We start from the raw sequence: 12,462 nt of genomic DNA on the forward strand, positions 1-12,462 counted from the left end.
ACTGACATCCTTGTTCGTTTTAATGTATTAATTTTTTTGCAAAAATTAAGTTGATTCTCTCGCCGTATATCATTCTGCTAAACAGTTTCTTTTGCTCGTTTTGAACATAGCTTTTTATTTCTTCTGAGCTATAGATACTGCGAAAAGCTGAACTGACATCCTTGTTCGTTTTAATGTAATAATTTTTTTTCAAAAAATTAGGCTGATTCTCTCGCCGTATATCATTCTGCTAAACAGTTCTTTTGCTTACTTGGACAATAGCTTTCTACTTCTTCTAAGCTATAGATACTGCGAAAAGCTGAACTGACATCCTTGTTCGTTTTAATGTAATAATTTTTTTTCAAAAAATTAGGCTGATTCTCTCGCCGTATATCATTCTGCTAAACAGTTCTTTTGCTTGTTTTGAGCATAGCTTTCTATTTCTTATGAGCTATAATACTGCGAAAAGCTGAACTGACATCCTTGTTCGTTTTAGTGTAATCATTTTTTTAGCAAAAAATTAGGTCGATTCTCTCGCCGTATATTAGTCTATGAGCTCTTGTTTGTTAATTACTTCACATAAACGATTTTAACATGTAGAAAAAACAATAACAATCTTTTACAAAAAAAAGAGCAAGAAAGTACACTTTCTTGCTCAAATTTATTATAAAAAATCTGCGAACTCTTCGTTTTTCTCTGTTCGAGCAGGCATGATCTCTTCAATCTTCAATCCAGCTAAACAGCGGGCCATCAACCCTTCAATATCGAAGCGTTCCTCCAGTTCCAAAACTTTCTCCAGTTTTGGTCGTGTCTTAGGTTGAGGTGGCGCAAAGATTGTACAGCAATCTTCAAACGGCTGAATGGCCAACTCAAAGGTATCAATCTTTTCTGCTAGTTCAATGATTTCAGTTTTATCCATTGTCACGACTGGTCGAATAATTGGTGTAGTCGTCACTTCATTGATGGCTACCATACTATGCAATGTTTGTGAGGCTACTTGGCCCAGTGATTCCCCATTGATAATGACTAATCCATGACGCATCTCGCGAATCGCATCTGTTAATCGCAGCATCATCCGACGTGTTAATGTCATCCAATATCCTTGTGGGCTATGGGCTTTGATTTCTTCTTGAATTTCAGTAAAAGGAACTTCGATAAATTGGATTCCGCCAACATATGGCGTTAATTTTTCTGTCAGATCCTTGGCCTTTTGCAGCGCCTGCTCACTAGTATAAGGCGGGCTGGCAAAATGAACAGCCTCAATCTCCACTCCGCGTTTCATCGCTAAGTAACCAGCAACTGGGGAATCGATCCCGCCAGACAGCATTAACATTCCACGACCACTGGTCCCAACTGGCAATCCACCAGCTCCTTTGATCGTTTCGTAAGAAAGATAAGCCCCATCACGGCGAATTTCTACCCGCAAATTAATATCCGGACGCTTCATCTGGGCTTTGATATCGGGACAAACATCCATTACTGCATCTCCTAGATATTGCTGGATACCATGACTATCCAATTCAAAGTGATGGTCACTACGCTTAGCAGTAATCTTAAAGGTTTCTTTTCCCGTATAAATCTCTTGCATGATTTGCTGCGTCATTTGCTTCAAATCATCAAGTGTTTTTTCTACGCGAATACTTGGCGAGAAGGTTTGAATCCCAAAAACCTTTTCTAATTTAGGTAAAACCAAACGGCTGTCTTCACCATTTAATAAAATATGCATTCGGTCACGATCAGCATGAATTTTCAAATCAGGAAATTCCGCCAACGCCCCACGGACATTTTGTGCGAGTCGCATGATAAAACTGCGACGGTTCTTTCCCTTGGTTGATAACTCTCCGTAGCGCACCATAATTTCAGTATATTGCACGATCATTCTCCTTATTTATAATGTCAGTTCTTGACCTTCTTTGTCTTTTAATGCTTCAACTGGCATCCATAATCACTATTTACATGAAGCGGTCTTAATTGATCTTCGAAAACTTGTCGTAAAGATGGTTGAATATCACCATGAATTGCTCTGCTTCGGCCATGGTATTGGCTTCATCTAAACTAACTCGGATTGCCGTCGTGGCAATGTCATGGGGAACCCCCATGGCATGTAATGTCGAGCTATCGACCTTTTTACGACTTGAACAAGCACTCGTCGTTGACACGAAAATTTGTTTTTCCTCCAAGGCGTGAACCAACACTTCCCCGCGAATCCCTTTAATTCCAAACGTTAAAATATGCGGCGCAAAATCCTCATCGCCAGAGAAAATCGTTACCTTTTCATAGCTAGCTAACGCTTCCTTTAAGTATTGACGAATGACTGCTGTGTGGTTTGGTCGTTCTGCCTTTTTCTCAAGGTGTAGGCGCAAAGCCCGACTCATCGCCACAATAGCAGGAAGATTTTCAGTCGTTGCACGCTGCCCACTTTCTTGTCCGCCGCCGTTTAACAACGGTGCCAGCTTCTTGCCTTCCTTCCAATAGATAAAACCAACTCCACGAGGACCGTGAAATTTATGGGCAGAAAAAGTAGCAAAATCAACCCGTGGTGTCAGCCATTTTTCCTGCTCAACTTTACCAATCGCCTGTACGGCATCCACATGGAAATGAATCGTGGGGTGGTCTTCCAACACTTTGCTAATCGCTTCGATCGGTTGAATTGCTCCCATTTCATTGTTGACACCCATAACCGAAACTAAAATCGTTTCAGGACGAATTAGCTTAGCCAACTGCTCGACTTTTACAAAACCATTTTGATCAACTGGTGCGATACTTACTTCGAATCCAAGTTCTTTTAGTTGTTCGGCTGTTCGACTGACAGCCGGATGCTCAACACTGGAAATAATGAGATGATTGCCGTATTCTCGCTTAGCAATCGCTGTACCTTTCAGTACCCAGTTATCCCCTTCCGTGCCGCCGCTGGTAAAAAAGACTTCATTGGTTTTCACATTCAGCAAGTCTGCTGTTTGTTTTCGCGCTTGCTGCAGCAAACGATTCGCCTGCGTACCTAAGTCATGCAGACTAGAGGGATTCCCCATAATCCGTTGACTCGTTTTTACATATGTATCAAGTGCGGATGGATAAATTGCCGTCGTCGCACTATTATCAAAATAAATCATTCTTCGACCTTCCTTCAAAAATTCTTTCCTATTATAGCGAGAATGTCATAACACTTCAAGTAATCCTTACAAATAAGAAGAGTTTCATAACCTCTTCCTTAACAGTTGCCAATAACGTCGATCTTCATTTCTCCGAAATAAAGTAAAAAAGCTGAGCAAATCGCTCAGCTTAGACTAAATCTCGGTTGTTAAAATAGAAATCTTCAATCCGTTTAAAAGCACCAGGTTCAACTCGTTCTAGCGCAGTGCCAATCTCATCCAAGGCATCTTGGTAACGATATTCTCTGTTAAATAGTTCCAAACTGTTCTCAATCGCACTCTTGATTTCAGGATGAGTATGACGGTAACGATTCGCATATTGCATCATTTGCTCCGTCAACGCTGCAGCATCCACTAAGTCGTAGGTCTTTTGATCCAACAATTCCATGTCCTCATCGCAAAGACTCACAAGCTTATTAATATCCTGCATATTGATCCGAATCTTGTTTAATGATTTGCTTAACTCTTCCACACGATCCGTCGCTACGAAGAAGAATTCTAAGTAATCCCCAGGCAAGCCAGGTAAACGTTGTTGTTCTACATAGCGTTTTAGATTGCGTAAACGGAATTCATACTTCTCGATTTTCTCAGAAGCTTCCTTTTCACCTTTACGCAAATCGTGTAAGTCATCATCGATCTCAACTTGTTTCGTTTCAATATCATCCAAGACTTTGAAGGCATCCTTATAGAACACTTGAACTTCGGAAAAGGCTAATTCATGTTTGTCAATCTGTGGTTCCATATTGCGGTTGCGACGTTCCAGTTCTTCAATCTCTGTTTGGAAACCGCGGGCACGTCCCAACTCATTGTTGTTCAATGCGTAGCTCTGAGAAGTGTGGTCCAACTCGACCATCAATTGGTGGTTATTCCGAGCAGCGTGAGTAATATATTCACCGATTGTTTTACGGTTAGTTAAAACATATTTTTTCGCTTCAAATTCTTTTTCTAATACGACATACAGATCATCGATCAATTCAGCCGTTTCTTTATTGGCTGTTTCCACAGTACCTAACTCGATTTTCTCTAAATCCTCTAATGAACGTTCAACATGCTTCTTCACTTTATCCAGACGTTCTTCGAAATCATCCTCTGGTAAAACAAAATTGTCAGCCATCATTTTCTTATAAGTTTTTTCTAGTTCATCGATCTGGCCTGGGAAAGTTTTTTCTAAATCTTCATAAATAGCAGGAACCTTTTGCATCGTTTCTTGTACTTCGTACGTATGCTTCTCTGCATCATCCAATACTTCTCGGGCTTCGATCGGATCGCCTGAAGTATTCAAAGTAACGAATTGCGTAAATTCGATTTCCACATTTTTTACCTGTTTTTGAATCTCAGGTAAAGCAGGTCCAAAGCTGTCTTTCTTTTCCTTCAGATCCTTTTTCAATTCTTCAAAAACATCTAACGCTTGCTGAACGGCTAATGAATTACGTTCTTCAGTCTCGCGTAATTCCTTCAATCCTGTACGAATTCCTTCAACTTCTTCTTCCATCTCAGTCATCGTGCGCTCTGCGCTTTCGATCGCCGATTTTCCCTTCATAAAACGGAAGGTCTCATTTTGGCTTTCAACTTCAAAGATTTGACTTTCAAGCTCAGCAAAAGATTTCGTCGAAACATCTGTCCACTTTTGATTCCATTCACGGAAAGTATTTTGACTTTGGCCGACAAGATGCATTTTTTTCACTTCATCGACCTCTTCCACGACAGGAAGATCGAATAACGCTTCTTTCCTTTTATCAAGTTCTTTTAAGCGTTCTTGATTTTTTTTCTTCATCAGATAACCAATCAAGTATAAAACGGCAGCCAAAATGACTAAGCCGATAACGATCCCTATGATTACATTACTTCCCATGTATGATTTTCCTTTCAACTATCCAGATTCAGTTTATTTAATGGTTCATTATTATCAGTTTTTTGGCGAAAACATCTAACGTAGATTATAACACAAAAGACTTTTCTCTTCACTAGCTAGTTTTGAAATCCCTTTAGAAATGTTTATCGCACAGTCACTCCTCATACTAGCATTTTTTGCTGACTGCTTCAATTGCAATAAATTTAAGAAAAGTGTAATTTTATCAAATTTTCTATTCGAGAAAGCGTCGAATCCCCTTGAAATTGTGCAACTTTTCAGATAATATTAAAGCCACATTAAAATAAGAGGTGATTAAAGTGAAAGTGATCAAATTTGGCGGGAGCTCCGTAGCTTCAGCTGAACAACTAAAAAAAGTCTTATCGATCGTGACAGGCGACTCCGGCCGTCGTTTCGTGGTGGTTTCTGCTCCAGGAAAGCGAACCAATAAAGACAAAAAAGTCACCGACTTATTGATTCAATTTTATAATGCTGTTGTTTACAAACACGATACTGACGAATTGATCCGTGAAATCGTCGCGCGTTATACCGAGATCGCGGCAGAATTTCAGGTCGATGACGATATTGAGAATACTTTTAGTGCTGAATTAAGGCAGCTGCAGGAAAACTTTGATGAAGCCGATCCTTATGCCTTAGACAGCTTTTTAGCCAGTGGAGAGAATTTAAATGCCCAATTAGTCGCAGCATGTTTCCAAAAAAATGGTGTCCGTGCTCGCTACATCAATCCAAAAGAGTTAGGAATCACAGTCTCCAATGAACCGCAAAACGCCCGGATTCTAGAGGAATCCTATGAAAAAATCTATCAATGGCGCGAGTCTGAAGATATCCTAATTATCCCAGGATTCTTTGGCTACACAACTGATGGCCATCTTTGCACCTTCTCTCGAGGCGGATCGGATATTACCGGTTCGATCGTTGCAGCAGGTTTAAAGGTCGACCTGTACGAGAACTTCACGGATGTGGATGGTATTTTCGCGGCCAGTCCCAAATATATCCATGATCCTGAACTGATTGAATATGCTACTTATCGTGAGATTCGTGAGTTGACGTATGCCGGCTTTACCGTTTTTCACGACGAAGCCCTGATGCCGGCCTTTAAAGCACAGATTCCTGTGATTATTAAAAACACTAATAACCCCGAATGCCAAGGAACGTTAATCAAGAAATCCTTTGAGAATGTTAGCCGGAATGAAGTGGTGGGAGTTGCCAGTGATGGCGGCTTCTGCGGAATAACGGTTGGCAAATATTTGTTAAACCGAGAAGTCGGTATCGTTCGACGTATTTTGCAAATTCTTGAAGATCTGAACATTTGCTTTGAGCATATGCCTTCAGGAATTGATGATATCTCGATCATCCTGAGAGAACGCCAGTTGACTCGTGATATTGAAGCAGAATTAATGAAGCAGATCGAAGAGAAAATCCAACCGGATCAGCTATCGATCGAGCATGGACTGTCCGTAGTCGCCCTTGTTGGTGAAGGCATGCGTGAGCGGCCAGGAACAACTTCTGACAGCACCGCTGCTCTAGCCCGTAAAAATGTCAATTTGCGGATGATCTCTCAAGGCGCCGATGAACGCAGTATTATCTTCGCCATTCGCAGTGAGCAAGAACGCTTAGCTGTACGTTCACTTTATTACACATTTTTTGATTAAAAAAGGAAAAGCCGTTACTTTTCGGCTTTTCCTTTTTGTCTGTTTATTTCTTCTTTGATCAATGGTTCAGGTGCGTAGTTTTGCTGCCAATCCTCCGGCTTCATCACTTTGTTAGTCACTGGATGATACCGCGGTTTCCCATCAGGAAAGAGTTTCCCCATGTTCGCCCGATGGACGATCTCAAAAATCGGTTGAGGATTGACGCCAATCAAGGCAAATGAGCCATACGTAAAATAAAGCAAATCGGTCAGGGCATCCACTTCGGCCGTTAAAGCATCTTCGACCTTTTCCCCCTTGGTTAAAACCTTTTCTTTTGCCTGTTCAACACTTTCGTGAAGCTTCTCAACTAAATCCGAAAACTCCGCTTCATCACCTTCTGCAACACCATACAAGAATTCGACGATCTCTTCAGCTTTAAATCCGGCACGGAAGCTCCCGCGTTCTTTAGAAAAAGCTTTTGGTAAAGTCGGTGGCGCTGGCGCAAAGGTTTCATGAAATTCTTTAGCCATTTGATATGGTTCTTTTGACATACTTATCCCTCTTTAAATGATATTGAAATACTTCATTGCTTGATAAATGCCATCATTCTCATTCGTTGCGGTAACATAATCCGCTTGCTCTTTGACCTCATCCAGTCCATTCCCCATCGCTACTCCGATACCGACTTTTTTGATCATTTCAATATCGTTATAGTGATCACCAAAAACCATTACCTCTTCAGGCGTAATCCCAGCTGCTTTCGTAAACTCCAAGATGCCATGATACTTCGAGCCATTTTTGGGAACGATGTCAACCGAGTAAGGATTAGACCGCTGAAACGAACAATCTGGCAGTAATTCTTGCAAGCGTTGTGCTTCATTTTCTGCACTGAAAAGCACACATTGATAAATCGGTTCCTGTAAAATCGAGAGCTTTTTGTATCGCCCCTTTTGACGATTTGGACTGAAGGATTGCAACAATCTTCTCGTCGGTCTAACAGGAAACCATTTAGGCATCCAACTAGCGATCTTTTTTAATAAAGAATTTTGAGACCATTTCATTAAATGGCTGCCATCCATTCTTCGACGTCCGCCAAAAATGATCTGCCGATGTTCGTCATCGGCAAAGTCCACGATTCGCTGCAATGTCTCAGCAGAAAATGGACGCTGGTAAATATCCTTTTCTCGCGTGTACACCAGTTGGCCATTGTACATCACAAAGACGTCCAAAGGCAGCTGTTCAATTCGTTCCTCGATCCTCACAGGCCCTCGTCCGGTCGCGACTCCGCAGAAAATCCCCTGTTTTTGCGCCAGGCGAATCGCTTCTCTGGTGCTGTCCAATACTTTTGAATCACTTGTGATCAACGTCCCGTCAATATCAAAAAAAATGGCTTTTATCATGGTTCTCCCTCATTTTAAAATAGATCGATTTGGCTCGGATTTAATCCTTCGTAATCCAAACCTAAACGCTTTTTCAGTTGCATAGCATTATCGGCCGCATCCCCACCGGAGTTATTATTGAAGATAACACCAACTTCTTTTGTTTCCTTGGCTACTTGCTGGATTTTTTCTCCTAATATCTTCAGCTCGGCTTCATTGTAACGATAAAGCGTACGTTTCTTCCGCCAATCCCCCGTGCGATCATTCCAATATGCCTGATTTCTGCCATGGAAACGGAACAAGCTGAAATTCGGGTTGGTTACCGTCGTATCCAACGGTACAGTGTCAGGCAGCTGCGGTTCATCAACCATCACCAAACTAAAGTTCAAGGTTCTCATTAATTGGCGGGTCTTTTCAATGAACTCTTTGCCATACCAGCTGTAGTCTCGCAGCTCGATCGCCACAGGCAAATCGTTGAACAATTCTCGCAACGTTTCTAAATAAGCGACGTTTTCTTTGGTACATTTAAATTGTGCCGGAAATTGCGCTAAAAAGCAAAATAACTTTCCACTTTCGATCATCGGCTGCAAGGTTTCTAAAAAATGCTCCTGCATCGCAGTCATAGAAGGATAACTATCTTGCCATTTCGCCTGTCCTGTGAATCCGCCATATAGCTTCACCACAAAACGAAAATCCTCCGGAACCTGTGTGAGCCAGTTTTCAACGGAACTTTTTCTGGTAATCCCATAATAATTCGTATCTAATTCTACCAATGGTAAGTAACCAGCGTACTCATACAAAGAAGAGGTCTTCTTCCCCGTCAGACTGCTGTGTTCATTAAAAGAAGTTAATCCAATTCGAATCATAGTATCCTAGCCTCCCCTTGCTTCATAGTATACAATAAACATAGCAAAAAAATGATTGCAATGCGCGAATAACGAATGGAGTAATGAAGATGAAACGGATTTTGATTTTACATACAGGTGGAACGATCTCAATGAGTCAGGATGCTGACGGTGCTGTACGCCCTGATAAGAAAAATCCTTTACTGGCGGCGGGGCAAGAATTACGTTTACCTGCTGATATCGAATTAATCGTAGAAGACTTTTCTAATCTGCCTTCTCCACATATAACAGTTGAAACAATGTTCCAGCTCAAGGAACGGATTAAAGCGGCCAAACAAGAAGGCATTGATAGCGTCGTTATCACACATGGAACGGATACATTAGAAGAGACTGCTTATTTTCTAGAAATAACCATCGGTGATTTAATGCCGATTATTCTCACCGGCGCGATGCGTTCAATCAATGAATTAGGCAGTGATGGCCTCTATAATTTTGAATGTGCGATCCGTGTAGCGGCTTCAGAAAGTGCCATCAATAAAGGCGTGCTAGTGGTCATGAATGATGAAGTCCACAGTGCCCGCTATGTGACAAAGACCCATACAACAAATGTCGCCACATTTAGGACGCCGACGCTAGGACCGATCGGATTAGTAACAAAATCAAAGATTCTTTTCAAACAAGAACTTCCCAAGGCAACTCGTTATGATATCGACAGTTTTGATGCGATGATTCCGATTGTAAAAGTTTTTGCCGGGATGGAGGGCGAGTTCTTTAAGATACTTGACCAAGCCATTTCTGTGGATGGTCTCGTAGTAGAAGCATTGGGTGCGGGAAATTTACCGCCGCAAACCTTACCGCCTTTTTATCATTTACTGGAAAAAGGCCTGCCGATCGTTCTAGTCTCTCGCTGCTTCAACGGGATTGCTGAACCTGTCTATGATTATCATGGCGGCGGCGTAGAATTAGCTCAGCATGGGGTGATCTTCTGTAACGGGATTAACAGTCAAAAGGCCCGGTTAAAATTATTGATCGCGTTGAACGCCAAGCTCTCAAAAGAAGAATTGAAGCGATTTATGGAAGAATAATTTGCTAAGCAACACGACAAAAAGAAGCTGGATCGAAAATACTCTCGATTCAGCTTCTTTTTTGCCATAAAATATTTGCTTCGCAGGCCAGTTGATCGCCAAGACGAATTTCATGTCGGGTTTTGACTTCTTCTGCCTCAACAATTTCATAAAAGCTTTCGATATCGTTCCCGTATAATACCTCTTTATCAAATTTTACATTCACATAGGTCGGTTCATGCTGTGTCATAAAATCATAGCCTAAGACATCGATCAACCAATTGAAATACATGGCATTGTTGACATGATGATTGCTGTCAAGATCGTAGTAACGTACGTGATATAACTGATGGTGTTCACCCTCAACTTTTTCGATCTTAGGCCAGCGACGAATCTTTTTAACCTGCGGTGACTCGTAAGGTGCCATTAATTTAGCATCCACACTGCTCATTTTCCGATTTTCAACATCCATCAAAACAAAGGACATATCAATCTTCAGCAATTCTGTTTCCTCTGAATCATAAACCCAAAAGCTGCGGTAACAGAAATAACGATTAAATTCGGTTGGCTCAGTCACGACCGTGATCTGCTCGCCGACTTTTGGCAATCGATCAATTGTTACCTCCGTTTGAGTAATCACCCAAGTAATCCCTAGCGTATTAATGTATTCAGTGCCCCGTTCCAATTGATCGCTTTGATCAGAAGACGCCTTGATAGCAACGCTTAATAAAGCCGGAAACGTCATATTTTGATTGATATCGCACTCATAGTAGGCGACCTCATGATTCAAGGTGTATCTTTTTCCCAATTACTTTCCTCCTAAAGCTAAGACACGATCTACCGCATCCCCATAACTCTCGCCAAAGGTATTCAGATGAACAAGCAGATAATAGAGCTGATAGATCGTCAGTCGTTCTTCCCAACCGGCACGCATCGGTAGAATTTCTTGATAGCTGTCGATGAACTCTCGACGAAATCCGCCAAAAAGCTGCGACATGGCCAGATCCACTTCCCGATGGCCATATGACACTACCGGATCAATAAATACAGGCTGTCCTTGCGTATCAAAAAACGTGTTGCCGCTCCAAAAATCACCGTGCAATAAAGTTGGTTCAAAAGACATTGTACCCCATTTTTGATACACCCACTCTTTAAATAACTGATAATTTTGTTCTCGCTTCGTTGTCCAATGATTTCTTCCCTTGGCAATTTCAATTTGGATCTCCAAACGATAGGTAAAATAGAAGTCCCACCAGTCTCTGGTAAATGTATTGATTTGCGGAAGGACGCCGATAAAATTATTTTTTTTATAACCAAAATAATCGGCTTTTACTCGATGAATTTTACTCAATGCATGGGCTAAATCTTTTTGATCCCCTTCACCAGGTTCGATCCATTCCATCAGAATAAAAGCCCCTTCCATAAAAGTTCCATGTCGAAAAACTTTTGGAACGCGTACAAAGTTGCTCAATTCTTCCAACCCGCCAACCTCAGCTTGAAAAAAGTCCGCTGACATCTGAGGATGGTATTTTAGAAAATAATCCCGTTCTCCATCTGTTACACGATAGGCCTGATTGGTATCTCCGCCGCCGATCGGTACAGCTTTCGATTGTAATTGTAAATAGTTTAGCAGTTCATCCATCTCGTCAGCTCCTTACAACAAATAAATTTTCTTCAGATCTTTGATTTCTTGTTTCGTTACACCGATTCCATCACGAATAAAGTTATTCATTGTTCCATATTGCTCTTTGATTAATTTGAAGCTTGTTTGCAGATATTCCTTTTTAGCCTTCATCATATCCTCAATGCCGTTCAACGAATCCGCGGGCACACCTGCTTTCTCCGCTTTTTGGTACATTTCTTCGACAGCCTTCTTTAAATAACGATTCGTTGCTAGATAATCCTTTGTGATGGTTGTTTGATTGACATCTAGACTGCTTAATAACAGGATTGCCGCAAAACCCGTACGGTCTTTTCCTGCCGTACAATGAAAGAGCAGACTCTCCTTCTCACTTGAATTCTCCAAGACTAAATCAAAAAATTTACGATACTGTCCTCGCACATGGTCATCTGTCACAAAGTGTTTGTATACCTCGACCATTTGTTGATGCGCATCCTCTCCGTTTTGCATCCGACGCATCATTTTCCTAGGCGAGGCCGAAGCTGTCTTGGTTTCCTCTATTGGAAAAATTGGCAAGAAAATATTTTTCGCTTCAGGTATTTCCTGATCCGGCTGAGAATCTCGCTCTTCAATTGAACGAAAATCGACGACTTTTTTAATCCCGTATTTACTTAAATAGTGTTTATCCTGCGCATCAATATGATTGATACCTGCAGAACGAATCAATTTTTGATGAGCGATCCTCCGTCCATCTTTTGTCTTATAACCACCCAATTCCCGCATATTTTCAGCATGCCGAACGGCTAAATGTTTAGGCATTCAACCAACCTCCTTTTTCATTTTCCGAATGCATCTCCCATTCAACTAAATTATATCCATTTCGCAAGCGACTTATCTTAATAAAATCCCCTCATTAAGCCTTTT

Annotated in this window: 12 protein-coding genes; 2 read left to right on the plus strand and 10 right to left on the minus strand. The window is 41.3% G+C overall.

The features are described 5' to 3' along the window. Window positions 1-221 precede the first annotated feature (221 nt). The 4 genes from AUF14_RS23100 to AUF14_RS10415 form a co-directional block, all read right to left on the minus strand. On the minus strand, window positions 222-344 hold the full coding sequence (locus tag AUF14_RS23100; RefSeq protein ID WP_265331636.1) for a hypothetical protein: 123 nt from the start codon (window positions 342-344) through the stop codon (window positions 222-224). 299 nt (window positions 345-643) lie between these two features. Continuing rightward, on the minus strand, window positions 644-1,852 hold the full coding sequence (thiI, locus tag AUF14_RS10405; RefSeq protein ID WP_016181214.1) for a tRNA uracil 4-sulfurtransferase ThiI: 1,209 nt from the start codon (window positions 1,850-1,852) through the stop codon (window positions 644-646). A gap of 94 nt (window positions 1,853-1,946) precedes the next feature. Further along, window positions 1,947-3,089, minus strand: a complete 1,143-nt coding sequence (locus tag AUF14_RS10410) for a cysteine desulfurase family protein (RefSeq protein ID WP_049222034.1) — start codon at window positions 3,087-3,089, stop codon at window positions 1,947-1,949. Between the two features lie 169 nt (window positions 3,090-3,258). Then, entirely contained in the window at window positions 3,259-4,980 is a 1,722-nt protein-coding gene (locus AUF14_RS10415) for a septation ring formation regulator EzrA (RefSeq protein WP_016181212.1), read from the minus strand. A gap of 317 nt (window positions 4,981-5,297) precedes the next feature. On the opposite strand from AUF14_RS10415, the gene AUF14_RS10420 reads away from it, so the two are divergent. Further along, window positions 5,298-6,650, plus strand: a complete 1,353-nt coding sequence (locus AUF14_RS10420; protein ID WP_016181211.1) for an aspartate kinase — start codon at window positions 5,298-5,300, stop codon at window positions 6,648-6,650. Between the two features lie 14 nt (window positions 6,651-6,664). Here AUF14_RS10420 and AUF14_RS10425 read toward each other — a convergent pair whose 3' ends face one another. From AUF14_RS10425 to AUF14_RS10435, 3 genes are read right to left on the minus strand one after another with little or no spacing between them, the layout of a single operon-like run. Beyond that, entirely contained in the window at window positions 6,665-7,180 is a 516-nt protein-coding gene (locus AUF14_RS10425) for a pyrophosphohydrolase domain-containing protein (RefSeq protein WP_049222033.1), read from the minus strand. Window positions 7,181-7,192: 12 nt separating this feature from the next. Continuing rightward, window positions 7,193-8,029 (minus strand): Cof-type HAD-IIB family hydrolase, encoded by an 837-nt coding sequence (locus tag AUF14_RS10430; protein ID WP_016181209.1) that lies wholly within the window; start codon window positions 8,027-8,029, stop codon window positions 7,193-7,195. A gap of 14 nt (window positions 8,030-8,043) precedes the next feature. Continuing rightward, window positions 8,044-8,874 carry a DUF72 domain-containing protein gene (locus AUF14_RS10435; RefSeq protein ID WP_049222031.1) on the minus strand — a complete coding sequence of 277 codons (831 nt, stop codon included), beginning with the start codon at window positions 8,872-8,874 and terminating at the stop codon, window positions 8,044-8,046. A gap of 89 nt (window positions 8,875-8,963) precedes the next feature. Between AUF14_RS10435 and AUF14_RS10440 the strand changes: the two genes are divergently transcribed. Next, window positions 8,964-9,938: an asparaginase gene (locus AUF14_RS10440; protein ID WP_016181207.1), complete on the plus strand. Its 975-nt coding sequence runs from the start codon at window positions 8,964-8,966 to the stop codon at window positions 9,936-9,938. Between the two features lie 49 nt (window positions 9,939-9,987). On the opposite strand, the gene AUF14_RS10445 is transcribed toward AUF14_RS10440, so the two are convergent. The 3 genes from AUF14_RS10445 to AUF14_RS10455 are packed head-to-tail and all read right to left on the minus strand — an operon-like array spanning window position 9,988 to window position 12,357. Next, window positions 9,988-10,725: an acyl-[acyl-carrier-protein] thioesterase gene (locus AUF14_RS10445; protein WP_016181206.1), complete on the minus strand. Its 738-nt coding sequence runs from the start codon at window positions 10,723-10,725 to the stop codon at window positions 9,988-9,990. Then, entirely contained in the window at window positions 10,726-11,559 is an 834-nt protein-coding gene (locus AUF14_RS10450) for a fructosamine kinase family protein (protein WP_016181205.1), read from the minus strand. 12 nt (window positions 11,560-11,571) lie between these two features. After that, a complete protein-coding gene (locus tag AUF14_RS10455; protein ID WP_016181204.1) occupies window positions 11,572-12,357 on the minus strand; it encodes a tyrosine-protein phosphatase in 786 nt (261 codons plus the stop codon). Window positions 12,358-12,462: the final 105 nt, after the last annotated feature.

It is taken from the genome of Enterococcus avium (assembly GCF_002891025.1).
Lineage (GTDB): Bacteria > Bacillota > Bacilli > Lactobacillales > Enterococcaceae > Enterococcus_A > Enterococcus_A avium.